The organism is Modicisalibacter luteus DSM 23508, from assembly GCF_000378505.1.
Taxonomy (GTDB): Bacteria; Pseudomonadota; Gammaproteobacteria; order Pseudomonadales; family Halomonadaceae; genus Modicisalibacter; species Modicisalibacter luteus.
The window spans coordinates 64,903-91,525 of the sequence record NZ_KB899994.1; the positions used below are offsets into that span (position 1 = coordinate 64,903).

The 26,623-nt window shown below is 59.8% G+C and carries 21 protein-coding genes; 10 read left to right on the forward strand and 11 right to left on the reverse strand.

Annotated elements, in window-relative coordinates; translation table 11 throughout:
• The first annotated feature begins 106 nt into the window (after positions 1–106).
• A complete protein-coding gene (locus tag F568_RS0110090; protein ID WP_019018603.1) occupies positions 107–1,381 on the forward strand; it encodes a PQQ-dependent sugar dehydrogenase in 1,275 nt (424 codons plus the stop codon).
• Positions 1,382–1,435: 54 nt separating this feature from the next.
• Positions 1,436–1,771: a c-type cytochrome gene (locus F568_RS0110095; protein WP_019018604.1), complete on the forward strand. Its 336-nt coding sequence runs from the start codon at positions 1,436–1,438 to the stop codon at positions 1,769–1,771.
• Between the two features lie 51 nt (positions 1,772–1,822).
• Here F568_RS0110095 and F568_RS0110100 read toward each other — a convergent pair whose 3' ends face one another.
• Complete coding sequence (locus F568_RS0110100; RefSeq protein ID WP_019018605.1) at positions 1,823–3,121, reverse strand: NAD(P)/FAD-dependent oxidoreductase; 1,299 nt, start codon at positions 3,119–3,121, stop codon at positions 1,823–1,825.
• Between the two features lie 228 nt (positions 3,122–3,349).
• Here F568_RS0110100 and F568_RS0110105 point away from each other — a divergent pair, with 228 nt between their 5' ends.
• The 5 genes from F568_RS0110105 to trpC all read left to right on the forward strand — a co-directional run bounded on the left by F568_RS0110105 (position 3,350) and on the right by trpC (position 8,510).
• On the forward strand, positions 3,350–4,015 hold the full coding sequence (locus F568_RS0110105; protein WP_019018606.1) for a phosphoglycolate phosphatase: 666 nt from the start codon (positions 3,350–3,352) through the stop codon (positions 4,013–4,015).
• Between the two features lie 234 nt (positions 4,016–4,249).
• Entirely contained in the window at positions 4,250–5,749 is a 1,500-nt protein-coding gene (trpE, locus tag F568_RS0110110; RefSeq protein ID WP_026300464.1) for an anthranilate synthase component I, read from the forward strand.
• A 271-nt stretch (positions 5,750–6,020) separates the two neighbouring features.
• The gene (locus tag F568_RS0110115; protein WP_026300465.1) at positions 6,021–6,611 is read left to right on the forward strand and encodes an anthranilate synthase component II; all 591 of its coding nucleotides are present in this window, start codon (positions 6,021–6,023) and stop codon (positions 6,609–6,611) included.
• Positions 6,612–6,650: 39 nt separating this feature from the next.
• The gene (gene trpD, locus F568_RS0110120; protein ID WP_019018609.1) at positions 6,651–7,679 is read left to right on the forward strand and encodes an anthranilate phosphoribosyltransferase; all 1,029 of its coding nucleotides are present in this window, start codon (positions 6,651–6,653) and stop codon (positions 7,677–7,679) included.
• Between the two features lie 24 nt (positions 7,680–7,703).
• Positions 7,704–8,510, forward strand: a complete 807-nt coding sequence (gene trpC / locus F568_RS0110125) for an indole-3-glycerol phosphate synthase TrpC (protein ID WP_019018610.1) — start codon at positions 7,704–7,706, stop codon at positions 8,508–8,510.
• Between the two features lie 58 nt (positions 8,511–8,568).
• Here trpC and F568_RS0110130 read toward each other — a convergent pair whose 3' ends face one another.
• The 4 genes from F568_RS0110130 to ydiJ all read right to left on the reverse strand — a co-directional run bounded on the left by F568_RS0110130 (position 8,569) and on the right by ydiJ (position 16,215).
• Positions 8,569–10,644, reverse strand: coding sequence for a TonB-dependent receptor family protein (locus F568_RS0110130; protein WP_026300466.1), 2,076 nt, complete (start codon positions 10,642–10,644; stop codon positions 8,569–8,571).
• A gap of 90 nt (positions 10,645–10,734) precedes the next feature.
• Positions 10,735–12,537, reverse strand: coding sequence for a cation:proton antiporter (locus tag F568_RS0110135; protein WP_019018612.1), 1,803 nt, complete (start codon positions 12,535–12,537; stop codon positions 10,735–10,737).
• A 187-nt stretch (positions 12,538–12,724) separates the two neighbouring features.
• On the reverse strand, positions 12,725–12,925 hold the full coding sequence (locus tag F568_RS0110140; protein WP_019018613.1) for a DUF2905 domain-containing protein: 201 nt from the start codon (positions 12,923–12,925) through the stop codon (positions 12,725–12,727).
• 65 nt (positions 12,926–12,990) lie between these two features.
• Positions 12,991–16,215, reverse strand: a complete 3,225-nt coding sequence (gene ydiJ / locus F568_RS0110145) for a D-2-hydroxyglutarate dehydrogenase YdiJ (protein ID WP_019018614.1) — start codon at positions 16,213–16,215, stop codon at positions 12,991–12,993.
• Positions 16,216–16,391: 176 nt separating this feature from the next.
• Here ydiJ and crcB point away from each other — a divergent pair, with 176 nt between their 5' ends.
• Positions 16,392–16,769, forward strand: a complete 378-nt coding sequence (crcB, locus tag F568_RS0110150) for a fluoride efflux transporter CrcB (RefSeq protein WP_019018615.1) — start codon at positions 16,392–16,394, stop codon at positions 16,767–16,769.
• A gap of 25 nt (positions 16,770–16,794) precedes the next feature.
• Complete coding sequence (gene serS, locus F568_RS0110155; RefSeq protein ID WP_019018616.1) at positions 16,795–18,072, forward strand: serine--tRNA ligase; 1,278 nt, start codon at positions 16,795–16,797, stop codon at positions 18,070–18,072.
• Between the two features lie 75 nt (positions 18,073–18,147).
• On the opposite strand, the gene F568_RS0110160 is transcribed toward serS, so the two are convergent.
• Entirely contained in the window at positions 18,148–18,921 is a 774-nt protein-coding gene (locus F568_RS0110160) for an SIMPL domain-containing protein (RefSeq protein WP_019018617.1), read from the reverse strand.
• A gap of 138 nt (positions 18,922–19,059) precedes the next feature.
• Complete coding sequence (gene cobO / locus F568_RS0110165; RefSeq protein ID WP_019018618.1) at positions 19,060–19,659, reverse strand: cob(I)yrinic acid a,c-diamide adenosyltransferase; 600 nt, start codon at positions 19,657–19,659, stop codon at positions 19,060–19,062.
• Positions 19,660–19,845: 186 nt separating this feature from the next.
• Between cobO and F568_RS23895 the strand changes: the two genes are divergently transcribed.
• Complete coding sequence (locus F568_RS23895; protein WP_156817403.1) at positions 19,846–21,408, forward strand: sensor domain-containing diguanylate cyclase; 1,563 nt, start codon at positions 19,846–19,848, stop codon at positions 21,406–21,408.
• A gap of 18 nt (positions 21,409–21,426) precedes the next feature.
• On the opposite strand, the gene F568_RS0110180 is transcribed toward F568_RS23895, so the two are convergent.
• From F568_RS0110180 to F568_RS0110195, 4 genes are all read right to left on the reverse strand, one after another.
• A complete protein-coding gene (locus F568_RS0110180) occupies positions 21,427–22,494 on the reverse strand; it encodes a PA0069 family radical SAM protein (RefSeq protein ID WP_019018621.1) in 1,068 nt (355 codons plus the stop codon).
• A 76-nt stretch (positions 22,495–22,570) separates the two neighbouring features.
• The gene (locus F568_RS0110185) at positions 22,571–24,184 is read right to left on the reverse strand and encodes an OpgD/OpgG family glucan biosynthesis protein (protein ID WP_019018622.1); all 1,614 of its coding nucleotides are present in this window, start codon (positions 24,182–24,184) and stop codon (positions 22,571–22,573) included.
• 200 nt (positions 24,185–24,384) lie between these two features.
• Entirely contained in the window at positions 24,385–25,629 is a 1,245-nt protein-coding gene (locus tag F568_RS0110190) for a NupC/NupG family nucleoside CNT transporter (RefSeq protein WP_019018623.1), read from the reverse strand.
• Positions 25,630–25,783: 154 nt separating this feature from the next.
• Positions 25,784–26,605, reverse strand: a complete 822-nt coding sequence (locus F568_RS0110195; RefSeq protein ID WP_019018624.1) for a glycerophosphodiester phosphodiesterase family protein — start codon at positions 26,603–26,605, stop codon at positions 25,784–25,786.
• Between the last annotated feature and the right edge of the window lie 18 nt (positions 26,606–26,623).

A 26,623-nucleotide genomic window follows, 5' to 3' on the forward strand; every position in this document is an offset into this window, starting at 1 on the left:
CAAACGCTTACCCCCTCCTTTAGTCAGCTTGACGGGTATAAGCGGCCTGACTTAACTCCTTTATGTCAATGTTCGGAAACATTGCATAACAGGAGAGAACAAAATAATGAAGAACAAGACCTTCGCCACTTGCCTGTTGGCTAGCACGCCCTTCTTTTCTACCGCTTTCGCCCAAACCGACGACACCCTGAAAAAGCTGGGTAACTTCCAGACGACGGGAACCACAGAGTTCACCGTCATCGATCAGCAGAGTTCCAGTGCCGATGCGATCAGGCAGACATTGAAGCAAATCAAGCTGCCCGATGGCTTCACTATCGATCTTTACGCGCTAGTGCCTGATGCCCGCCACATGGCCATAGGACCGCAGGGGATCGTCACGTTTGTCGGTACGCGCAAGACTGAGGTCTGGGCCGTGACCGACCGTGACAAGGATCGTGTTGCGGACGAAGTGAAGAATTTCGCTCCCTCACTGGCCAAGTCGATCCCCAACGGCCCCTGTTTTTCACCTGAGGGCGTACTTTTCATCGCCGAACAGAATCGCATACTCGCCTACCCAGCGGCCGAATTCTTCTATGAGAGCCCCGATGTCGTCGCGACCCCTGTCGTCGCAGGCGGTGAACTCATTTCCGAGCCGTTCGTAAGTTACAACCATACCGCGCGCGTCTGTGATGTCGGCCCGGATGGTAAGCTCTATGTCTCGTTGGGGCAGCCTTACAACGTCGCCCCGGCGGAGCACTTGAGCGCGTTCGACGAACAGGGCATTGGCGGCATCATTCGACTCAACCAGGACGGCAGTGAACGAGAGGTATATTCCCTAGGAGTGCGTAATTCGGTGGGGCAGGACTTTCACCCCGGTACAGGGGAGCTCTGGTTCACCGACAACCAGGTCGACGGGATGGGCGACGATATCCCGCCGGGAGAAATAAACCGGCAGGTTCAGGCAGGACAGCATTTCGGTCACCCCTGGTTCGGAGGGGGAGAAGTACGTACCAACGAGTACAAGGATCAGGAGGTGCCGGTGGAGGTCGTCCATCCGGTCGTTGAGACCGATGCGCACGCCGCCGACCTAGGCATGATTTTCTATACCGGCAAGATGTTTCCCGAGTCCTATCGGGGCGGTATCTTTTCCGCCCAGCATGGGTCCTGGAACCGCACTGAGCCGATCGGTGCCCGCGTCATGTTCACGCCTGTCGATGCTGAGGGCAATGTGACCGGAGCAACGGTGCCCTTTGCCGAAGGATGGCTCGACGAAAACGGTGAGTATCTGGGCCGCCCGGTGGATGTCGCCCAGCTTCGTGATGGCTCACTGCTGGTCTCCGACGACTTGGCGGGGGCTATCTATCGGATTTCCTACAACGCGAATGCGCCGAGCGCCCAGTAGTCGTAGACTGCCGGCAGGAGCTCACCTGCCGGTTCGCTTTCATGAGGACGACACATGAAGCTTTTTGTCGCGGTCCTGACCGTGCTTGTCGGTGGGGTTGGATTGGAGCGTAGTGTCTATGCAGCGGACCCTGCCACCGGTCGTACCCTGGCTCGTCAATGCCAGACATGCCATGGCCTGGATGGAATAGCTCAGATACCGATCGCCCCGAATCTGGCTGGTGAAAGCCGAATCTACATCGAGACGCAGCTGAAGGCGTTTCGTAGTGGAAAGCGTGAACATGAAATCATGTCGGTCGTGTCGAAGGGGCTCAGCGACGAGGATATCTCCAATCTGGCAGCCTGGTACGAGTCCATACAGGTAACTGCCACGATGCCAGAAACTCCCTGATGAAAGATGGCTACGCCAATGCCAGGAGCGGGGCGTAGCCACCTTTGTATTTCAGTGCAGCTTCATCCTGGGACGCAGGAAACGGTTGAGGCCGTCAACCACTACAGTCATTCCGGTCTTGAACGGGCCGTGTATGGCCATCTGATGCATGCGATAGAGTGACGCGTAGAACATCTTGGCCAGCCGACCTTCAATGAATAGGCTGCGTGCCGAGGCGCCGCGCATCAGGCTGCCCACGGCATCGAAATGTGCCAGAGAGATCAATGAACCTCGATCACGGAACACGAAGTCCTTGAGCGGACGCCCTTGCATGGCAGCGGTAAGGTTGTTCGCCATCAGGGTCGCCTGCTGGTGGGCTGCTTGGGCGCGAGGCGGGACACGCTTGTCGTCGGGCTGAGGGCAGGAGGCGCAGTCGCCGAAGGCGAAGATGCGCTCGTCGTCCAGGCTTTGTAGGCTAGGCTTGACCTTGATTTGATGGTTGCGCTCGGTCGCAAGCCCCAGTTCGGAGAGAAAGGTCGGCGCGCGAATGCCGGCGGCCCAAACGCTGAGGTCGGTTTCGATGCGCTTGCCGTCGGCAGTAATGAAGCCTCCCTCGTCAGCGCTGGTCACGCGAGTGTCGACGTGGATATTCACGCCGAGCTTTTCGAGTTCGCGATGCACCGTACGCCCGAAACGTTCCGGCAGGGCAGGCAGGATACGTGGCGCCGCCTCGATCAGGTGAACATCGAGCTTGCCGCTATCCAGTGCGGTGAACCCGTAACTGTGCAGCATCTTCGAGGCATCGAAGAGCTCCGCGGCCAATTCCACGCCGGTGGCGCCGGCGCCGACGAGGCCTACTGTCAGCTTGGGGTGTACTCGGCGCTCCGGATCGCTGTAACGCAGGAATGTATTGAGCATATCGTGCCGAAAGGCCTCGGCCTGCTGCGGGCTATCCAGAAAGTGGCAATGACTGGCGACCCCAGGGGTGCCGAAATCGTTGGAAACGCTGCCTAGCGCCAAGACCAGATAGTCGTAGCTGACATTACGGGCCGGAAGAATAACGGAATCATCGTCGTCGAGGATGGGTGCCAGCGTGATGGTCCGCGCTTCGCGATCTAGATCGCTGAGTGTACCGCGCTGAAACTGGTAGCCGTGTGCCTTGGAGTGACCCTGATAGGAAACCTCGTCGAGGCCGGAGTCGAGAACGCCGGTAGCGACTTCGTGAAGTAACGGTTTCCAGATGTGCGTGGGATTGCGGTCGACGAGCACGATTTCGGCCTGCTTGCGCTTACCGAGTTTATGCCCGAGCCGGGTCACCAGCTCGAGCCCGCCCGCGCCTCCACCGACCACCACGATACGTGGGGTAGCCATGTGGGCTCCTTACGAAAGGTTGAAAGAATAAGTCGTAAAATGAGTTGCCAGGGTCAGGCGGTCTGGCGCCTGGAGTCGGCGACGGCTGGGACTTAGCATAATCCTCTTGTATGTAGATTCCTATGCTGCTTCGCCGGGATGGGGTATGTTTTTTCGTAATATTACATGCACGATGCGCACAGGCCTTGGCTCAGCCAGAGGCCGCTGTGCACGAGAAGAGGAATTGGCATGACTCCGAGTCTGGCAGGCATACGCTTGGTGACGTTCGACCTCGACGGCACCCTTATCGATTCCGTACCCGACTTGGCAATGGCAGTCGATGTCATGCTCACCGAGCGAGGCTATCCTGCCGCGGGAGAAGAGAAGGTCGCAGGCTGGGTTGGCAACGGCTCGCGCGTGCTGGTCGAGCGGTCCCTGCGGGATGCCTCGGGGCATGAGCCAGATGACCAGACCCTGGCGCAGGCGCATGACGCCTTTCTTTACCATTACGGTCGGGCCCCGAGCGAGCGCACTCGTGTTTTCCCTGGCGTCCGTGAGGCCTTGGCGGCCCTGCATGATCGCGGACTGAAACTGGCGGTCATCACTAACAAGCCTTACGCCTTCATTACCCCGATACTGGAAGCCCTGGGGCTGGACGGCTATTTCGATTATGCGATCGGCGGCGACTCGTTGCCGCAGAAGAAGCCCGACCCCGCACCGCTACTGCATGTGGCCGAGCGGTTTTCGATACCGCCACAGGCTTGTCTGATGGTGGGGGACTCGCGCCATGACATCGAGGCGGGACGACGTGCGGGATTTCGAACCTTGGCCGTACCTTACGGCTACAATCATGGTGAGCCGGTTGCTGCCAGCCGACCGGATTTCTTGGTTGAATCGCTCGCTGAACTCGTTTAGGGTGCAAAAGGGCGGTGATAAAAGCCGCTAAATCAATAAGATTCAGCAATAACGAACACGTCGGATTTCCGCATGACGCTGAATGCCCGCCATTCCTCCCAAGGCAATGCCACGCTGATGCGCGAGGTCAAGCGCTGGCGATGGTGACGCCCCGGCAGTTGCCACGTTAGCCGCCATCCTCCGGATGGCCTTTCTACCGCTTTACCGACTCATCTCAAGGAATCGACGGGTATGATGACTCCCGAACGCTTCGCCGAATTGGCGCAGGCTGGCTATAACCGCATTCCGGTCACGCGTGATGTGCTGGCCGATCTCGATACTCCGCTTTCCACCTATCTCAAGCTGGCCGATGCGCCCTGGACCTTTCTGTTGGAGTCCGTGCAGGGCGGAGAGAAGTGGGGCCGCTATTCCATCATCGGTTTACCGTGCCGTGAACGTATCGAGGTGCGTGGCTACCAGGTACGCCATGTCGTCAATGGAGAACAGAGCGGGGTCAGTGAGGTTGAGGATCCTCTGGCCTGGATCGAGCAGTTCCAGGCGCGATTCAAGGTCCCGAGTCTCGACGATCAGCCGCGTTTCGATGGCGGCCTGGTCGGTTACTTCGGTTACGACACCATTCGCTATATCGAACCACGTCTGCGTGGAGCGCATGTTGACGCCAAGCCCGATCCCATCGGTGTCCCCGATATCCTGCTGATGGTCTGTGACGAACTGGTGGTCTTCGACAATCTGTCGGGTAGGTTGACCCTGTGGACGCATGCTGATCCGGCCCAGCCGGAAGCCTATGCTCACGCCTGTCACCGTCTGGCGTCGCTGGAAAACCAACTACGCAGTGCCGTGGCCGACTCAGCGAGCCCCGGGACGGGACGTGCCGCGGTGGAAGAAGGCCATTTTACCTCGGGGTTCACCGAGGAGGGCTTCAAGGCCGCCGTAAAAAAGATCAAGGAATACGTACTATCCGGGGACGTCATGCAATGTGTCCCGTCGCAGCGTATGTCGATCCCGTTCCAGGCGCCGCCGCTGGATCTCTATCGAGCACTGCGCAGCTTGAATCCCTCCCCATATATGTTTTTCTTCAATCTCGGCGATCACCATGTCGTCGGCTCGTCGCCGGAGATACTTACCCGGTTGGAGAACGGTGAAGTGACGGTGCGTCCGATCGCAGGGACTCGTAAGCGCGGTCGCAACGAGGAGGAGGACAAGGCGCTAGAGGCCGATCTGCTGGCGGATCCCAAGGAGGTGGCCGAACACGTCATGCTCATCGACTTGGGGCGTAACGATGTCGGGCGTATCAGCGAAACCGGCAGCGTTCAAGTGACCGATAACATGGCAGTGGAACGCTATTCCCATGTCATGCATATCGTTTCCAATGTCACGGGTCACCTCAAGCCCGGGCTGTCGGCAATGGACGTGCTGCGAGCAACGTTCCCGGCCGGCACGCTCTCGGGCGCCCCCAAGATTCGCGCGATGGAGATCATCGATGAAGTTGAGCCGGTCAAGCGTGGCATCTATTCCGGCGCCGTCGGCTACCTTTCCTGGCACGGTAACATGGATACCGCCATTGCCATCCGTACTGCGGTGATCAAGGATGGCGAGCTGCACGTGCAGGCTGGCGCCGGTATCGTCGCCGATTCGGTACCTGAGCTCGAGTGGCAGGAAACCCTCAACAAGGGGCGGGCCCTGTTCCGTGCCGTGGCCATGGCCGAGCGGGGGCTGGACAATCTTGGGGACTAGAAGGAGGCGAAGGCTCCTTGCCTTGACAGCCAATGGCTATAACCACACTATAATGGGTATGAATACACCAGATTCTATCCGTTCAAGCCAGTGGTGGCGCTCCTAAGCGGGGCGGCACACCCATGTCTTGAACATAATGCCGCCGTCAGGGCGGCATTTTTGTGTCTGGGCTCCCTGTACGGCTGGCGGTAGCTTGACCGACCTGGGCACGAAGCCGGGTAACCAGAGGGGGAACCACATGAACGGTGAATCCAATCAAGAGCGTAGCGCCATGTCTGTGTTGATGATCGACAACTACGACAGCTTTACCTTCAATGTCGTGCAATATCTGGCCGAGTTGGGCGCCGACGTCGAAACGCACCGCAATGACAGCCTGACGCTGGCGGACATTGAGCGTATAGCGCCGAGTCATATCGTGATCTCGCCGGGTCCCTGCACGCCTAACGAGGCCGGAATTTCACTGGAGGTCATCCGACATTTCGCTGGCAAGCTGCCGATTCTCGGGGTCTGTCTCGGTCACCAGGCGATCGGTCAGGTCTTCGGAGGCAAGGTGATACGGGCGCCCCAGGTCATGCATGGCAAGACGTCACGGGTCCATCACCATGGCGAAGGGGTATTTGCGGGGCTCGATGATCCTCTCGAGGTGACGCGCTATCACTCGCTGGTCGTCGACGCCGACAGTCTGCCCGATGAGCTAGAGGTCACGGCCTGGGTGGGGGATGATGATGTCACGCCCGGATTGATCATGGGATTACGCCATCGCGAGCTTGACGTGGAAGGCGTGCAGTTCCACCCCGAATCCATTCTGACGCGCCAGGGGCATCAGTTGCTGGCCAATTTTCTCGAGCGCGGCCGGTCCTGAGGGGCCTGGCCGGCACGACGCTACCGAAGGAGACCCGACATGCAGATGCGTGAGGCGATCGACGCCGTAATGCACGGCCGCCATCTGAGTTACGCCGAGACCCATGCCGTGATGCGTTACATCATGACCGGTGAGGCGACAGATGCTCAGATCGGCGGCTTTCTGATCGGCCTGTCGATGAAAGGCGAAACCGTCGACGAGGTAGCGGCGGCTGCGCAAGTGATGCGCGAACTCATGATTCCGGTCGAACTCGCCTCTCTCGACAACGTGGTGGATATTGTCGGTACGGGGGGCGATGGCGCCAACCTATTCAATGTCTCCACAGCGTCGAGTTTCGTGGTTGCTGCCTGTGATGCGCATGTCGCCAAGCATGGCAATCGTAGCGTGTCGTCATCTTCAGGAAGCGCCGACCTGTTCGATGTCGCCGGCATCAAGCTCGACCTGACTCCCGCGCAAGTGGCTCGCTGTATCGACCAGGTAGGTGTCGGCTTCATGTTTGCCCCCATGCACCACAAGGCGATGCGCTATGCGATAGGGCCCCGCCGTGAAATGGGAGTGCGTACGGTCTTCAACATCCTTGGGCCGTTGACCAATCCCGCAGGAGCCCAGCATCAGCTGCTTGGCGTGTACAAGCCGGAGTTGGTCGCATTGATGGCAGAGACTCTGCAGCGCTTGGGAAGCCGGCACGTGCTGGTAGCGCATGCCGAGGATGGTCTTGATGAAATCTCGCTGGCAGCGCCGACCCGTATTGCCGAATTGCGTGACGGGCAGATCACGGAATACGTTATCACGCCGGAGCAGTTAGGGGTTGAGCGCCAGTCACTCGAGTCGCTCAAGGTCGTGACTGCCGAGGATAGCCTGCGTTTGGTCAAGGAAGCCTTGAAAGGTGAAGGGGCGGCAGCCGATATCGTTGCCTTGAATGCCGGTGCGGCACTCTATGCGGCTGATGTTGCGGACACTATCAAAGAGGGCGTAGCGCTTGCCCAGGATGCCATGGCGTCCGGCCTGGCGCTGGAAAAAATGAAAGAACTGACCGACTTCAGTCGCGTTTTTACCGACCAGGCATAAGCTGCTGCAAACCAGGATCATCCTATGAGCCCATCCGACAATCTACCCACCATCCTGGCCCGTATCCTCGCCCGCAAGGAGAAGGAGGTCGCCGAGCGAAAAGCCAGTGTCTCCGAGCTGGCCTTGCTGGAACGCGCCCGAGAACAGGGCGCGCCCCGTGGATTCATCGCTTCACTCAATCGGACCATTGCCGAAGGCGACCCGGCGGTAATCGCCGAGGTCAAGAAGGCGTCTCCATCGCGTGGCGTGATTCGCGAGGACTTTCGCCCCGCCGAAATTGCTCGGGCCTACGCTGATGCCGGGGCCAGCTGCCTGTCGGTACTCACCGATGCCGACTTCTTCCAAGGACATGAAGAAGACCTGATTGCAGCCCGCCAAGCCTGCGACCTGCCCGTGATTCGCAAGGACTTTATCATCCACGGCTATCAGGTCAGCGAGGCGCGTGCCATCGGGGCCGACTGTATCCTGCTGATTGTGGCCGCTCTGGATGATGTCCAGCTGAAGGATCTACATCAGCAAGCCGGTGAGCTGGGCATGGACGTACTGGTCGAGGTTCACGATGCTCTCGAACTCGAACGCGCCCTGGCGCTGGATTTGGCGCTGGTAGGGATCAACAATCGCGACCTGCGCAGTTTCGAAACCAGCCTGGATACGACGTTCCAGTTGCTGTCCCGCATTCCTCATGATGTCACGGTGATCACCGAGTCAGGAATCAATACGCGTGGCGATGTCGAGCACATGCGCGAGTACAACGTTAACGGGTTCTTGGTAGGCGAGGCCTTCATGCGTGAGGCAGACCCGGGCGCGGCGTTGCGCCGACTGTTCTTTTAAACCTCTCTGTGATGCATCGAGCGGGCCGCCAAGAGGCGGCCCGTCGTCGTTGGCAGCTTCAAAAGCCGAACTCTACCCCAGCATAGAAGGTCCGCCCCGGTGCCGTGTCGAAATAGCGCTCGCTGCTCGCATTGATCAACAGGTTGGCGTAGTGCTCGCGATCGAAGAGGTTGCGCACGCCTAGATAGCCCTTGAGCAGCGTGTCGGCGCCCAGCCGCCAGCCCTCACCGGCGCGCAGGTTGACCAGCCAATAGTCGTCGACCTCGACCTCATTGGCGTCGTCGGCATACATATCGCCGATATACTGGGTTTCCAGTGTGGCAAAACGCTGATCGAGTCCTTCCCAGGTCAGCCAGTTGACCCAGGTCTGCTCCGGCAGGCCGGGAATACGATTGCCGTCGTAGTCATTGTTACCGGTGGTGTAATCTTCGAATTCGTAGCGAGCCAGTGTCAGTGCACTATCGATGCGCCAAGCGGGTGTGAGCTGCCAGCCCAGCGAGGTTTCGATCCCTTCCTGCCGGCTCTTGCCGGCATTGCGATAATAGCTTTTCCCGGCGTCGTTCTCGTAAGCGATCAAGGAATCGCGAACGTAGGTCGAAAACACGGCTACGTCGTAATTCAGGCCATTGGCGAAATGACCGCGTAGACCGATTTCACGATTCCACGCCTTCTGCGGCTCGATGCCTGGATTGAAGCCGCCGCCATTCGGGTTGGCAAACTCGGAAAATGTCGGGGTCTCGTAGGAGGTGCCCGTGGACAGATAGAGCTGATGGGCGGGCAAGTAGTGGTAGCTCAGGCCCGCGCTGCCACTCCATTGGTCGAAAGTGCGCTCGCCACTGCCGTCCTCGCCGTCGCTCAAAAGCTGGTCGTCGATGTCGAACTTCACCCGGTCGTAGCGGGTGCCCAGCGAGAGCGTCCAGCGCTCGGTCAGATCCAGATCAGCCTGTACGAACGCGCCGATGGATGTGGCCTTTTGCGTTTCGTCCTGGGAGCGGCGTACGTGCCCGCCGTCGATCAATACATCGTCGCTATGGCGATCGTCGACCTGCCGCGCCACGTCGATACCCGTCATGTATCGCAGTGGCAGGCCACCCAGATCCAGCGCCTGATGATACTCGGCGCTGCCACCATAATAATCGCGATCATAGGCGACGTAGTTCTGAACATCCGTTATCGATCGGCTGCCGCCCGCAAAAGCCAGCTGCTGCTGATAATCGCGATGTAAATAGAAGCCCTTGAGATAAAACTGGCCAGGTCCGGCCGAGAGATCCTCGTACTGCAGACCGAACACTTGTTGATCGACTTCCTGCCCGGAGTCGATTCGTTCGGGTGAGTAGTCATAGTAGCCTTCGCTATCTACCGTGCCGCGACGGTCCTCTTGGACCAGTTCCCGCGTCATGCCGCCCGGGTCTTCGGCATAGGGACTGTCGAGCAGATTGACGATAGCGGTGATGGCACGGTCGTGGCCCAACTCGCGGCGCAGCTTGCCGTTGAAAAGGTATTTCTCCGCCGAGCTGTGATCGCGATAACCCTCGGTATCGAGTGCGGAAAAGCTCAAATGGTGTGACCAAGGGCCGTTCACGCCGCCGTTTTGCGCCGACAACTTGCGATAGCCGTCGCTCCCCACGCCAAAGCGGACGCCGCTGCCCGGATCGTCACGCCCATCCGCCGTGGTCACGCTGATCACACCGCCGGATGCGTTGCCATATTGGACCGCCGCCGGGCCACGAATGACTTCAATACGCTGGGCGCTATCCAGATCGATGGCGTCAGTCTGGGCCTGGCCATCCGGCAGAGTATAGGGAATCCCATCGACCATCAGCGTGATGCCGCGCACTCCCCAAGGGGTGCGAGCACCAAAGCCGCGAATGGCGATACGCTCACCCTGGGCGAAGTTGTTACGGTTCTGCAGATACATCCCCGGTACCAGGACGAGCGATTCATCAAGGCGTACGCGCTGCTGGCCGCGCTGTATATTCTCCTCCTCGACGACCGAGATGGCACGGGGCGTGGCGTAAAGTTCGCGTTCCAGGCGGGGGGCGCTGACCTCCAGCGTGGGTAGCGTGCTTGGTGTATCGTCCTGTGACTGTGCCTGGATGGGGGCCATTGAGCCAAGCAAGCAAAGTGACAGCATCCTGCGCCTATTCACACGTTCCCCCGTTTCTTCGTCATGTTCGGTGTCTAAGTGTTGCAGGCGTGCCGCAAGGCAGCAAGCCGAAGCAGCTCAGGCAAACTCCGGCGAATCGGCGTAAATCAGGCTAATCAGAGTATCGCCTGGCTTTGGGGAAAGGGGAGTACGCGTGTTGGCGACCCGAATACGCCCGTTCGGGGCGATGCTGAACATCGGAAGCAGGCACTGGTCATGAATGGCGCAGTAGGCTTGCAGATTGAAATCTTCCGTCAAGCGTGCGCTGCGTAACTCGCCGCCATGCTCGATCAGATGAGACAGCCGTGCATAGGTGGCATCGCCGTCGAATAGGATCGGTAGATGTTCCAACGCCTGTTCCCGATGGCGATGGGCATTGCGAGCATCCTCCTCAGCCAGGAGGAATACCCTGCCATGCCCCAGGATGTGCTCGAAATGCAGAACGGCGAGATTGTTGAGTTCACGGTAAGGGGAAAGCGGTAGCAGATAGCCTATGCCGGTGAGCTCCAGGTGTTGAGCGGCGTGTTCGGAGAGAGGGTTGCCGTAGTAGACCGGCAGGCCAGCCATTCGTGCTTCCTGCACTGCATCCCAGTTGTTGTCGGCGAGGCGTACGGCGACTCCGGCCTCAGTGAGCTTGAGTGCGATAGCGCGTGCCACCGAGTTGGCACCAACAATCAAAAAGCCTGAAGCTTCCGGTTCGCTTACCTGCAAGAAACGTGCTAGTGGCCGCGACAGCAAGCTCTGCATGACGACGGTGCTGATAATGACGAGAAAAACGACGGGAACCAAAATGTTGGCGCCCGAGACACCCGCTTCCTCGAACTGAATGGCGAATAGCGAGGCGACGGCAGCGGCTACGATGCCGCGGGGCGAAAGCCAGGCGAGTAACGCTTTCTCGCGCCACTCGAGGCCGCTACCCAAGGTACATAGCCACACCGATAAAGGGCGGGCGACCCACAGAAGGATGGCCAGAAATCCCCAGGCCGGCCATGAGAGCAGAGCGAGCTGCTCAGCGGTCAAGCGGGCGGCCAGTAGAATGAACAGACCGGAAATCAGCAGGACCGACAAAGTCTCTTTGAACTCAATGATGTGTTGGGTGGGCACGCCGCGCATATTGGCCAACCAGACGCCCATCACCGTTACGGTGAGCAGGCCCGACTCGTGGAATAGCGCGTTCGAGAGACTGAATAGCGTCAGTACGATCATCAGGGTACCGAAGCTGTGCAAACGCTGCGGTAGCCAGTGATGTCGCAAGACCAGGCCCCACAGGTAACCGCCGAGCATGCCCAGGCCAAAACCGATGGCAGCGGTGCGGGCAAACATCGATAGGGTATGCGAGAACGCTCCCTGACCTTGGCCCAGAACAACGAACTCGAACACCAGAACGGCGGCGATGGCGCCAACAGGGTCGATCAGGATGCCTTCCCAGCGCAGAATCTGGGTCAGGTGGGCACGGGCCCGCAATGTCTGCAGTAGCGGCAGGACCACGGTGGGGCCGGTGACCACCAGGACGGCCCCCAGCACACTGGCCATTTCCCAGGTGAGATCGAGCAGGACGTGGGCCGCCACAGTGGCCACCGTCCCGGTGATCAATGCGCCCCAGGTCACGAGTCGCCGCACCGTGCGGCCATGCCCACGCAGCTCCTTGAAGTCCAGGGTCAGACTGCCTTCGAACAAAATGACGGCGACTGCCAGGGAAACCAATGGAAACAGCAGGTCGCCCAGCAGAAGGTCCGGTTTGAGCAGGCCAGTAACGGGACCCGATAGAATCCCTGCGACCAGCAAAGGCAGAATGGCAGGCAAGCGCATTCGCCAAGCGGCCCACTGACAGATGAGGGCCAACAGGCCGATGCCTGTCAGAGCGATGGCCGGTGTCTGCATTGTCATGTTTCCCTGGTCGGCGCATGAAGAGCCGCGCAGCCTAGCGTTGGCCGCGTCAGCTTGCAACGCCCTCAGGAAAAATCGATTCAGGTTGACGCGCGGTTACGCCTCGCCGCCTTGGCGCACAACAGATACTGACAGGCTGGAAGGCCGCTCCCGGCTTCGCTGGCTCGGTCTGCAGCCCGGCTTAGCGCTGAAATAGCCATATTAGGCCGGTTAAGACAGCACTGATCAGTATCATCGTGGTGATGGGGAAGTAGAAAGCGAAGTTTTCCCGCTTGATGACGATGTCACCCGGTAGGTGCCCTAGAGGTAGTTTTGAAAGCCATGGCCATAGCAGGCCAATGATAACGATAGCGATGCCGATGGCGATCAGGGGGCGTGACATGACAGCCTCTCGGTACTGAGTGATTAATGTGTTCGGGGCAGCGGTTGCCGTTGCCCCGATTCCAGTCAGGTTCGCTTGATGGCTTTTAATAACCCCTGCAAGGGGTGCTGCAACTGCACCTCTGACAACCGCTTGGTCTGGCTACGGCAGGAGTAGCCGGTGGCCAGCAGGCGGCCGGCATTGGCCGGGTCTTCCGTCACCTCCCGCCAGGAGAGGTTGTAGATGCGCTCGGAGGTGTCGCGGTTACGCGCTTCGTGGCCGTAGGTGCCGGACATGCCGCAGCATCCGGTCGCCACGAGCTCCAACTCTAGGCCAAAGGCGGCGAAGACCTGCTGCCAGGCCTTGGGCGAGCCTGGCGCCGTGGTCTTCTCTGTGCAGTGCGAGAGCAGCCGGAAACCGGGGTCGTCGAGTGCCAGACCGCTCGGGAGCAGGCGCCGGCCCAGCGAGACCAGCCACTCCTGCAACAGCAGCACGTCCGGCGTGGCATCTGGCCCCAGCGTCTTGGTGTACTCCTGGCGGTAGGTCAGGGTCATGGCCGGGTCGATGCCCACCAGCGGCACGCCGAACTCGGCCAGGCTGCGTAGCCGGCGTGCCTGCTTCTCGGCGGTGCGCTCGAAGGCGCCGAGAAAGCCCTGCACCTGCAACGGCTTGCCGTTAGCCGCGAACGGTGCGACGAACACGCGGATGTCGAGGCGCGACAACAGCTCGACGACATCCATCACCAGTTTCGACTCGAAGTAGCTGGTAAAGGCATCCTGAACGAGGACAACACTACGTGCCTTCTGCTGCTCCGTGAGCAGGCCCAGGCTGGTCGGCGTAGCCTCGCTGATGCCCCAGGCGCGAAGCTGTCTGGCCAGGCTGGCGCGGGAAATCAGCGGGCTATCGACCATGCCCAGGCCGTTGGCCATCAGGCGATCCACCAGACGATGCTGCAACAGGCCGTTGTAGAGCGGCGCGACCCGGGCCAGGTAAGGCACCATGAACTCGAGCCCGCCGATTAGATAATCGCGCAGCGGGCGCTGGTAGCGCCCGTGGTAGACCTCGAGGAACTGCGACCGGAACTCGGGAACGTTGACCTTGATGGGGCACTGACCGGCGCAGGACTTGCACGCCAGGCAGCCGGCCATGGCATCGTAAACCTCGTGGGAGAAGTCCGCCTGCCCTCGGCGCCGCCGCCAGGAGTTGGCCAGTCGCAAGGGCAGGTCACGCACGAAGCCCCAGGTGCCCTCGGCCTTCTTCTTGCGCGATTCCTCGACCACGTCGATACCGGCATTGCCCTGCAGGCGCAGCCATTCGCGCATCAGGCTGGCGCGCCCCTTGGGCGAGTGGATGCGCTGGCGGGTGCCTTTCCATGACGGGCACATGGCATCGGCCGGATCGTAGTTGTAGCAGGCACCGTTGCCATTGCAGTAGACCGCGGCTTGATGCGCCTGCCACACGCGTTCGTCGATCTGGCGGTCGATCTGGCCGCGGGTGGGAACGCCATCGATGGTCAGCAGGCCCGGATCGACCCATTTGACCGTCTCTTCGGCCGCGCTATCGGTCGAAGACGTCCGTCTTGCAGCTTCGGACGGGCCGGAAAGCGGGGTGGCGATCTTGCCGGGGTTCAACTGGTTATGCGGGTCGAAGGCCCCCTTGAGACGCTGCAGCGTCGGGTAGAGGTCGCCGAAGAACTGGGGTGCGTATTCCGAACGCACCCCCTTGCCGTGCTCACCCCACAGCAGGCCATGGTAGCGCCGGGTCAGTTCGGCGACCTCGTCGGAGAGCTCACGGATCAGGCTTTCCTGGGCCGAATCCTTCATGTCGATGGCCGGGCGCACATGCAGCACGCCGGCGTCGACGTGGCCGAACATGCCGTACTCAAGACCCCGTGCGTCCAGCGCGGCACGGAACTCGGCGATGTAGTCGGCCAGGTGTTCGGGGGGGACTGCGGTGTCTTCGACGAACGGGATTGGTCGTTTCTCGCCCTTGGCATTGCCGAGCAGCCCCACGGCGCGCTTGCGCATGGCGTAGACGCGGCCGATCTGCTCGCGGCCCTCGGCCAGGGTGTAGCCCAGCCGCTCGACGCTGGCATCCGCGGCCAGGTGGTCGGTGAACGCCTGGACCCTGGCCTCGAGTTCGGTGGGGTCGTCGGCATTGAACTCGACCAGGTTGATGCCGCGGATGGCCGGTGCCGTCGTTGCACGGGTGGCGGTCGGCGTGGCGCCGTCGATGTCCGTGGCCTGCTCGGTGGCCCGGGCCTCGCCGGACGGGAAGAATTCCGCCACGCTGTCCCAGACGAAATCTTCCATGGCCAGCGCTAGCACCTTGTCATCGACGGTCTCGATGGACGTCGGGCGGCTGATGTTCGTCTGCGGCTGGCTTCCATCGAGACCCATCAGGGCCTTGGCGTCGCGCAGGGCGTCCATGAAGCTGGCATAGCGGACGTTGACCAGCGTCGAATGCCTGGCCATCGGCAGTACGTTGAGGGTGGCCTCGTTGAGAAAGCCCAGCGACCCTTCCGCACCGCACAGCACGCTATTGAGGTCGAAGCGACCCTCCGCATCCCTGAGATGCGCCAGGTCGTAACCGGTCAGGCAGCGGTTGAGCTTGGGGAACTTGGCCTCGATTCGCTCGCGCTGGGTGTCGATGATCTCGCGGGCCGTGCGATGAATGTCACCGACGATGTCCTCGCGCCGGCACAGGGCCTCGAGTTCCTCATCCGTGACGGGGCGGCTCTCGAAACGCTCGCCCCCCAGCAGGACCGTGTCGAGTTCGAGCACGTGATCGCGGGTCTTGCCGTATTCGCAGCTGCCCTGGCCACTGGCGTCGGTGGAGATCATGCCGCCGATCGTGGCGCGATTGGAGGTAGAGAGCTCCGGGGCGAAGAACAGCCCGTAGGGCTTGAGCGCCGCATTGAGCTGGTCCTTGACCACCCCGGCCTGCACGCGCACCCGGCGTCGCTCGACATCGATATCGAGGATGCGATTCATGTAGCGCGACACGTCGACCACCAGGCCATCGGTCAGTGACTGGCCGTTGGTGCCGGTACCGCCGCCGCGCGGCGTTAGCACGATGTCGCGGAACGCTTCGCGCCCGGCCAGACGCGCGATATGCTCCAGGTCCGCGGCGTCACGGGGGTAGAGCACCGCCTGGGGCAGGCGCTGGTAGATGGAATTGTCGGTGGCGAGCACCGTGCGATTGGCGTAGTCCGGCGCGATGTCGCCACTGAAGCCTGCCTCGCGGAGGGCATCGAGGAAGGCGACATAGCGGGCGTCGACCCGGGATAGGGAGTCCAGTTGTGCGATCATGATCTCGAGTCATCAAGCTGGTCGGAGCAGGCACTACCTTACCCGAGATGGACCAAGGACGCACGATTGGCCTCGGGTCGGCACGTGCGTGCGCGACTTGTGGCAGACGTCGTGGCCCGTCGGTACGCTTTTCCTTACAATAGAAGGCCATTTTTTCGTAATACGCGAGTCTGTGCATGATGACATGGTTGGCCGTGGCGGTAGGAGGGGCTCTTGGCGCCTTGAGTCGCTACCTGTTGAGTGGATGGCTGACCGGCATGTTGGGTCGTGGGTTTCCCTGGGGCACCTTCGGTGTCAATCTGCTCGGCTGCTGTCTGATCGGGGCGCTTTATGTCTGGTTGACGCAGGAGCTCAGGTTGACACCCATCTGGCAGGCCGTGTTGATGGCGGGCTTTACCGGTGCCTTCACCACGTTCTCCACCTTTGCGCTCGAGGCCTTGGTGTTGCTGGAGACGGGGCGAGGGATCCTGGCCACGCTCTATGTCTCGCTAAGCTTGGTGCTCGGTGTCGCCGGGGTGGCGCTGGGTATGAAATTGGCACGCACCTTAATTTAACGATTTCACTGACGGATAGGATTCCATGCTCGATCCCAAACTGCTTCGCAGCGATCTGGAACAGGTCGCGCAACGCCTGGCCAAGCGCGGCTTCACGCTCGATGTTCCGCAATTCGAGGCGCTGGAAGCCCGGCGCCGCGACTTGCAGACCGAGACCGAACAGCTGCAGAACGAGCGCAACACCCGGTCCAAGGCGATTGGCAAGGCCAAGGCCGCGGGCGAAGACATCGAGCCGCTGCTGGCCGAGGTGAGTGACCTGGGGGATCGTCTGGATGCCGCCAAGTCGAAGCTTGCCGAGGTGGCCAACGAGATGGAGTCGCTGATGGCCAGCCTGCCCAACCTGCCGCACGATAGCGTGCCGGAAGGCAGCGACGAGAGCGACAATATCGAGCTGCATCGCTGGGGCACGCCGCGTGAGTTCGAGTTTGAGGTCAAGGATCATGTCGATTTGGGGGCCAAGCTGGGTTACCTCGATTTCGAGATGGCGGCCAAGTTGACCGGTTCGCGCTTCGCGGTCATGCGCGGCCCCGTGGCCCGGCTGCACCGGGCCTTGGCGCAGTTCATGCTCGACACCCAGACCCTCGAACATGGCTACGAAGAGTGCTACGTCCCCTATATGGTCAATCGAGACTCGCTGATGGGCACTGGGCAGTTGCCCAAGTTCGGTGAGGATCTGTTCCGGCTCGAGGGCGATCAGGATTACTATCTGATTCCCACCGCCGAAGTGCCTCTGACCAACATTGCGCGGGATCATATCTTCGAGGCCAAGGAACTGCCGGTACGCCTGACGGCACATACGCCGTGCTTTCGCAGCGAGGCAGGCGCTTACGGCAAGGATACTCGGGGCATGATTCGCCAGCACCAGTTCGACAAGGTCGAGATGGTGCAAATGGTCGCGCCGGAGACCAGTTATGACGCGCTGGAAGAAATGCGCGGCCATGCAGAGGCGATTCTTCAAGCGCTTGGCCTGCCGTATCGTGTGGTAACGCTATGTACTGGCGATATGGGCTTTGGTGCGGCCAAGACCTATGACCTTGAAGTCTGGTTGCCGAGCCAAAACACCTATCGCGAAATCTCCTCGGTATCCAACTGCGAAGATTTCCAGGCCCGGCGGATGCAGGCGCGCTTCCGCTCGCCTGAACACAAGAAGCCAAGACTGCTGCATACCCTGAATGGTTCGGGCCTCGCTGTGGGCCGCTGTCTGTTGGCGGTGCTCGAGAATTACCAGAATGTCGACGGCTCGATCACCGTGCCGGAAGCGCTGCGCTCCTACATGGGCGGTACCGAAACCATCAATGCTTGAGTAGGGCTTTTCGTAACCTCATCCATGAAGAAGGCCTCGCTCTGCGAGGCCTTCTCTCTTCGGCAACGACTTGCGTTACTGGGCAATGCCCCAGTCTACGCTGACCCCCGTTTCGATGGTGATCTCGCCGGGGCGGTACTCCGCCTGTGTCTTGCTCTCCATGCCATCGGCGCGCATCGTAGCCATGTGCGGTGCGAAGACGGGCAGGGCGCTTTCCTGCACGTTCTGGACCCGGCCCAGCTTGACTCCCAATGTGTCGGCGATTAGTTCGGCCTTGGCTCGTGCCTTCTCCAAGGCTCGTTTCAGCGCCTGGTCACTAGCCGCGTCACGATTCTTGAGGTCGTAGGTTATGCCATCCAGGGAGTTGACGCCTGCCTGGGTCAAGGCATCGAGAATCGCCGGAACGCGGCCGAGGTCGCCGATACGTACACTGATGGGACGCTCCAGTTGCGTACGCACCAGCGGCGCCTCGGCTTCACCCTGACGTGCTGGGGCCTGTACATAGTCGGGCCGGATCAACAGGGAGCCAGCGCTGATCGCCTGCTTGTCCAGGCCGTTCTGTTCAAGCGTGCGAATCAGTTCGCCAGTTCTCTTTTCCAATCGCTCACGTGCCTGGGCGAGAGCCGCGCGGTCGGCCTGGGTATCATCCGCCTGGGCGACGGCTGGCGTGCGTTCCCAAAGGCGTGCTTCCAAGGTGGCCATGTCGGGGGTTACCGAGACATCGGCTTGCGCCTGCACCTGGATGCGCTGAGGAAGTGGGTGGGGTGCCGTCTGGGCGGAGGCTGTCGCCGTCAGGCAAGCGCTAAGCACCACCACTAAGGGGAATGTGAGAAAGGTCGGAGCAGGCATGGCGCCTCCTTGTAAGCGTTATACGTCAATCGTCTCGGTCAGTGGTCGGAACCATAAGGATCGTCGCGCTGGCATGTTATCCACGGGGCGAGAAAAGAGCGCGTTCCGACTCTCCCTGGGCGCTTGTATCGAGAGCACTTAATAGTCAATGCCACGTCGCGCCTGAACACCGTCATTGAAGGCGTGACGGACCTCCTGCATTTCCGTGACGGTATCGGCCAATTCAAGTAGTTCACGATGTGCATTGCGCCCGGTGAGGATGACGGTCTGGTCCTTTGGGCGATTCTTCAGGGCTTGTATTACCGTTGCGATATCCAAGTAGCCAAACTTGAGCATATAGGTGATTTCGTCCAGCACGACCAGATACACCGACTCATCGGCCAGCATTTTGGCTGCCTCGCGCCAGACATCGCGGCAGGCAGCGGTGTCGGCTTCGCGATCCTGGGTTTCCCAGGTAAAGCCAGTTGCCATGACGGCAACCTCCAGATTGGGGTCCTGCTCGAGTCGTTCACGTTCTCCGCATTCCCACACGCCTTTGATGAATTGAACGACACCGACCTTGTAGCCGTAACCCAAAGCGCGAGTGACGGTACCCCAGGCCGCGGTGGTCTTGCCTTTGCCGTTGCCGGTGAATACCAGCACGAGTCCGCGTTGTTCACGCGCATTGGCGATTTTCTCGTCCACATGCGCCTTGAGCTTTTCCATGGAGCGTTGGTGGCGTTGGTTGCGGTCATTCATTAACTACTCCTGGTGTCATGTCGGCACTGGGATCAAAAGGCGAAAGATAAGGATAATCCAGGTTAGAAAAACAGCACCCGTCGTGACCGTCAAATAACAATTAATGCATACTTTTGAATTGCCTCTGTTACGAGTTGACGGTAAGTAAAGAAGCGACAAATATGGACCTGCATCCCCATCAAGGGCTTGATCTGGGCGCCTGGCAAGGCGATCGAAAGGAGAACAACGATGTTGCCGTATGGATTGCGTCAATCTCTTGAGCAATGCACAAACTTACCTTCTTTACCAAGTGCAGTTCTGCGTGTTGTCGAACTGGCGCGAGACCCTGAAAGCAGCATCCAACAAATAGTGTCCACCTTGGGTACCGACCCAGCCCTCTCGGTACGTGTGCTCTCCCTGGCCAATACGGTTTACTTCACTCAGTCACGCCCTGTCGAAGATCTACAGCAAGCCGTCAGTCGGATTGGGATGGAAAGAACGCTTTCCTTGGCGCTGGGTTGCAGCCTGGTAACTGGCACCGAGAGTCAGGCATTCCCAGGCATGGATCTGGAGCGTTATTGGCAACGTTCGCTCATCTGTGCACTCAACGCGAAGTCCCTCGCCGAGACTTTGGGCCTGGATGCAGAAAGTGGCGCTCTTTACACCGCCTCGCTGCTTCAGGACATCGGCATGCTAGCGTTGTATGCCGCCGATGCCGCCCATTATCGCCCCCTAATTGAATCTGCCACAGACCATGTGTCATTGCTTCATGAAGAGCGTCGACTCTACGGGGCGGATCACGCCGAAGTTGGTGCTTGGCTTGCGGCACAATGGAAACTTTCCGAGAGAACTACGCAGTGGATCGCCCGAAGCCATGATGGCTTGGAGCGTTCGGATTCAAGGGAAGCGCAAACCCGGAATTGTCTCATCGCCTCGGGTACGCTAGCTGATGCCTGGCTGAAAGGCGAGGCGGCACTGAGTATGGCGATGGCCTCGCTCGAGGAATATTTTGGGCTGGATTCCCCCAAGATGATTGCGAAAATCATGTCACTGCAAGAGCAGCTGCCTTCGGTGGTAGCGCTTTATGATATTGCTTTACCGCAGCCCCTTGATGCCAACCAATTGATGTACGAGGCCAAGTTGCTGCTTGCCGAGAGAAACGCCCGTCTTCAGCAAGACCTGTTACGTCAACAGCAAGAGATCGAGTCACTGCGTCGGCAACAGGAGACGCTGAGCCATCAGGCCAGCGTCGATCCGCTTACTGGTCTCTTTAATCGACGCTACATGGAGCAACGACTGGAAGCGCTTTTTGACCAGGCGAGTGCCGATTCAAACAGCCTATCGATCATCTTCATCGACCTGGATCGTTTCAAAAATATCAACGATGAATTTGGTCATACAGTCGGTGATGAAGTGCTGAGGGGGTTTGCCGCCATACTGTCCGGCATGTTTGATGATGACGAAGCGATCACGGGTCGCTACGGCGGTGAAGAGTTTGTTGTCGTTCTGCCGGGAGTAGGCAGCGACGTGGCTCGTCAGCGAGTGAAGGAGATACGTCGCCAGGTCGATGCCAAGGCCGCAGTCAACTGCCACGGTGCGCCCATTCTAGTAACGGCATCCTACGGTATCGCTGTCATGGAGGAGGCGGGGCGGTTCGCGAATATCCGCGAACTCATCGAGACAGCCGATCAGTGCATGTATCAGTCGAAGCGTAACGGCTGTAATCGGGTGACCGTTGTTACCGCACCCGTTACTACCGCGCCGACCTGAAGTCATCAACATGCTCAGTCAGGCGAACAGATCTGCCTGGCGGTTGGGGGGACGGAAAGCGTGACAGTCGAGCCCCATTGCGGCGCGGCCCTCCATGCCCAGGCGACGAGATGTGGCATCGAAGCGTTGCCGAAGCATGTCGGCGAACACCCCTTGTCCGCGCATGCGCTGCCCGAAGCGCGCATCGTAGCTGGAGCCTCCCCGGCATTGACGAATCAGGCTCATCACCTTGTCAGCGCGTTCGGGGTAGTGGATATTCAGCCACTCTTCGAACAGTGGCGCGACTTCATGAGGTAGGCGTAGCAATGCCCACGCCGCTGTTTTGGCTCCAGCGTCCTTGCCTGCCTGAAGCAGTCTCTCCATCTCATGATCATTCAATCCCGGGATAACCGGTGCTATCAGTGCGCCGACGGGAACACCCGCCTGATTGAGGGCTCGTAGGGTCTTCAGTCGCGCCGACGGCGACGCCGTGCGCGGTTCCAAGGTTCGCTTGAGATCGTTATCCAACGTGGTCAGGCTGATAAAAACACGGACTAATCGCCGTTGAGCCAAGGCAGAGAGCAGGTCGAGGTCTCTTAGAATCAAGGCGCTCTTGGTCACCAAGGTCACGGGGTGGCGGCACTCCAACAGCAATTCGAGCAGTGCGCGTGTCGTGCAGCGCTCTGCCTCCAGGGGCTGGTAGCAGTCGGTATTGCCGGCCATGTTGATAGGACGGCACACATATCCTGGCTTACAGAGCTCTTCGCGCAATGTATCCACCAGGCCTGTTCGGGCGATCAGTTGCGTTTCGAAATCGATACCCGGCGACAGATCCCAGTAAGCGTGACTAGGACGCGCGAAACAGTAAATGCAGCCATGTTCACAGCCACGATAGGGGTTGAGTGATCTATCGAAGCCCAGATCCGGCGAGTCGTTCCAGGAAAGGGCGGACTTGCTACGTTCATCGCGTACCGTCGTGGCAAGTCGCTCCGCCGTCGCTTCCTGCCACCAGCCGTCGTCTTCGGCTTCGCTGGAGGTTGGAGAAAAGCGGTTATGCGGATCGAAGGTTGCTCCGCGTCCCTTGCGGGTATGAGAAGGGTAGCGCATGACAATAACCCGATATACTGTATTTAAATACAGTATATCGGGAGGGCGGAAGGCTTGCCAACTCGCGTTCAGACGATCACAAGTGACCGGGGTTACGCAGTTCGCGCTCTTCCACGGGGGGCGGGTTCCACTGATAGAGCCAGGTTTCGGTCAAGGGTTGGCCATCGCTTGTCTGCAGATAAAGACGTAGATTGATCGGGTCGGTGCTGTCGTCGGGGGGCACCACATCGAACATTGCCCGATATCCCTGAATCGAGGCCAGGGGACGTGCGGAGGTAATCTCGACACGTCCAGCCGAGTGATTGATGACCGGCTCGACCTTGACGTCCTCGCCTTCGTTGAAGGGGAACGGGCCGCCCTGGAAATCCACGACGAATCGCCAGCTGAAATACTCGCGCCGCTGACCGACGACACCGCCCAGACCTGTACGCGTCGCCACGCAGCGGGCCAGCTGCGGCTCTTCCGGGGGGCGTCCACGCCAGAAGATGCGATAACCGTAGAGCATCTCCTCACCCGGTGTTGCTTGCTTTTCCGGATTCCAAAAAGCGACGATGTTATCGAAGGTTTCATCCAGGGTGGGGATTTCCACCAACTGGATCGCCCCGGAACCCCAATCACCCTTGGGTTCGATCCATACGCTGGGGCGTCGGTCGTAGAACACCCCATCGTCCTGATAATGATCGAAATCGCGATCGCGCTGGATCAGGCCGAACCCTCTGGGGTTGTTGTCCTGATAGGAGTTGAACCGCAATTGTCGCGGATTGACGAGCGGACGCCACAGCCATTCGCCATTGCCGGTATGCATCGACAAGCCGTCGGAGTCATGGATTTCCGGTCGCCAATCCCAGTTCGCATCACGGTCGTTTTCGCCGATCATGTACATGCTGGTCAAAGGAGCGATGCCCAGGCGCTCTATGTTCTTCCGCGGATAGAGAGCCGCATCCACCTCCATCACGACACCATCGATGTCGGTGATCGCGAACCGATACGCCCCGGTAACGCTGGGTGAATCCAGTAGAGCGTAGACGTTGATGACATCGCTATTCGCTTCTGGCCGCTCGAGCCAGAAGCGGGTGAAATCGGGGAATTCCTCCGGCCTGTCCATGGCGGTGTCGATTGCCAGCCCGCGCGCCGACATACCGTACTGCATCGACTTGCCCACGGCACGGAAATAGCTGGCGCCCAGGAACGCGGCAATGTCGCGTTTCCAGTCGTTCTGGTGATGTAGCCGGAACCCGGCGAAGCCCAGGTCCTCGGGCAGGGCCTTGCCATCGATACCGGACTTTCCATAATCGAACATCGCCGGGTCGTAGGCGATTTCTTGGGCCTGCCCATTGACGATTTCATATATCTGTACGGGTTTCTTGAAGTACAGCCCGAGATGGAAGAGCTGGGCACGGTACTTGGATTGCTCCATGTCGGACCACAGGGCATGGTCCGGCTTGAAGACGATGGACTGATAATCGTCCCAGGTTAGGTCCTGCAATTGCTTGGGTAGCGTGACCTCGGGCGATTCGTAGTCCTGGGTTGCCAGATTCCTTGCCAGCCCTTTTAGCCAGGCGTAGTCGAAGGCTTCACGCGGGCCAATCGACTTGGTCTGGTTTTCGACGGCGGCGAAAAGGGGCGCAAAGGGAAGAAAGGCACTGCTGCCAATCAGACTGGAGGCTTTCAGGAAGTCGCGTCGGTTCATCTGTGTCTTTCCTAGACAATGGCTGTCCCGTGGCGGACGGTGACCGAAATCGATGTCTGCTGCCGGATGGCGCTACGGAGCGATGATACCTTCAGGTTGTGTGCGGCTGAATATCAAGAACGGTATCCTTTCGAGAATACCGTTTGGCTGGAGCCTGCCCCGCCAAAAAGACGGGGAACGAGGCCTAATCTAAAGTTATTTCACAACGAAAGGAAGAAGCCGGCCAACGCTGCGCTCATCAGGTTGGATAGTGTGCCTGCAGCAACCGCCTTTAGGCCGAGCCTGGCGATCTCACTGCGGCGGTTGGGAGCCATCAGGCCGAGCCCACCCATCAGGATAGCGATCGACGACAAATTGGCGAAGCCGCACAAGGCGAATACGACGATAGCTTGGGCATGCGGGCTGAGCGCACCCTGATCGCCGGCAAGGTCAGCGAAGGCCACAAATTCATTGAGAATCAGCTTTTCACCGATGAAGCTGCCGGCCAGAGCGGCTTCTTCCCAGGGAACACCAATGAGGAAGGCTAGGGGGGCAAATACATAGCCCAACAGCAGTTGCAGCGTCAGATCCCCATAGCCGAACCAGCCTCCTACCCAACCGAGGCAGGCGTTAAGAAGCGCAATCAACGCGATGAAGGCCAATAGCATGCCGCCGACATTGATCGCCAGTTGCACACCCGAGGCAGCTCCCGTGGCGGCAGCCTCGATGACATTGGCCGGCTTTTCGTCAGCGCCCGCCTCGATGACGTCTTCCACCGCCTGGGTCCGGGATTCGGTCTCGGGCACGATCAGTTTGGCCATGAGCAGACCGCCAGGAGCCGCCATGAAGGAGGCCGCCAACAGATACTCGAGTGAGATGCCCATGGCGGCGTAACCGCCCAGGACACTGCCGGCGACCGAAGCGAGGCCGCCAACCATGACGGCAAACAGCTCCGAGCGGGTCATGCCGGCAAGAAAAGGTCTGACGACGATGGGAGCCTCGGTCTGGCCGACAAAAATATTGGCGGCCGCCGATAACGACTCGGTACGGCTGGTCTTCAGAAGCTTGTGTAGAGCGCCACCAATCAGATTGATTATCCAGCGCATGATGCCCAGGTAATACAGTACGGAAATGAGCGAGGAAAAGAATACGATGATTGGCAGTACACGTAGGGCGAAAACGAACCCACCACCGCCGAAGACCTCGAACATCGTATCGCTGACCAAGCCGCCAAAAAGGAAGTCCATCCCGGCCTGAGCGCTATCGATAACCGCCTGGACACCTTCCGTCATGGCAAGCAACATGCGTTGGCCAAAAGGAATGTAGAGCACCAAAAGCCCCAGCCCGGCCTGAATTAGCAGTGCACCTGTCACTGTACGCATGCGTATGGCGCGACGATTTTCGGAAAGAAGAACGGCTAGAAACAAGACGACGGCAATGCCGACCAGGCCCATCAACGTTTGCATAAGGGATCCGGGGGTAGCGGTTTGTTATGAGTTTGGAAGGCTACCATCCCGGGTAGGAAAGCTACACCTTGTTGCAGGCATTCATGGCATACCTGGCCTGGATCGAGTAAGCACATCAGTGACACACCCCCAGACGCCTGAAAGCTGCAGCAGGCTAGCGAGTCAGTTGTCCAGGGTCATCACTGATGACGGCATCCACGCCCCACTCGCACAGGCGTCGGTAGGCTTTCGCATCGTTTACGGTATAGCAGAGCAGGCGGTAGGGGCTAGCAGCAACTTCCTGAGCCTGGGTGAGCTTGAGTCTTTGCCAGTCGAGGTGCAGGCTGAAGGCCTCGAGTCGAGCGGCATTATCTTCCCAGTCGCGAGGCAGCTTCTTGTAGAGCAGGCCCAGTGCCAGGTGCTGGGGATCGGGCGCGAGACGCCGCACGGCGTTGAGAGCGGTCATGTCGAACGATGATACCAGCAGCCGCTCGGCCGGTAACGCCTGCATGGCGTCAGGTAGCACCCGTTCGACCAGCGCATCCACGTCGCGTCCGCGATTGACCTTCATCTCCAGATTGAGTCCCATGCCCAACTCGGCAAGCAAGGCCAGCATGGCATCCAGCGTTGCCATTCGTTCGTCGCTGAAGGCCCTATCGAACCAGCGACCTACGTCCAGTCGGCTCGCCGAGTCCCAGGTCAGCTGATTCAACTTGCCTCGGCCGTTCGAGCAACGACGTACGCCTGCATCATGCCAGATTACTGGCGTGCCATCGCCAAGTAGTTGCACGTCGAGCTCCACCCAGTGATGGCCGGCCGCGTGAGCGGCCCTTACGGCGGCTAGGGTATTTTCGGGAGCGAGTGCCGAAAGCCCCCGGTGGGCAATGGTCGCAGGAAGATCCAGTCGAAGTGCGGTGTCGCTCATGCCAGCGGGTCCAGTGGTCGATTCGTCGTGGCAGAACATCGGCGAAGCGGCGATGACCGTCAAGTGCTGCATGTTCGGTCCGCCGATATG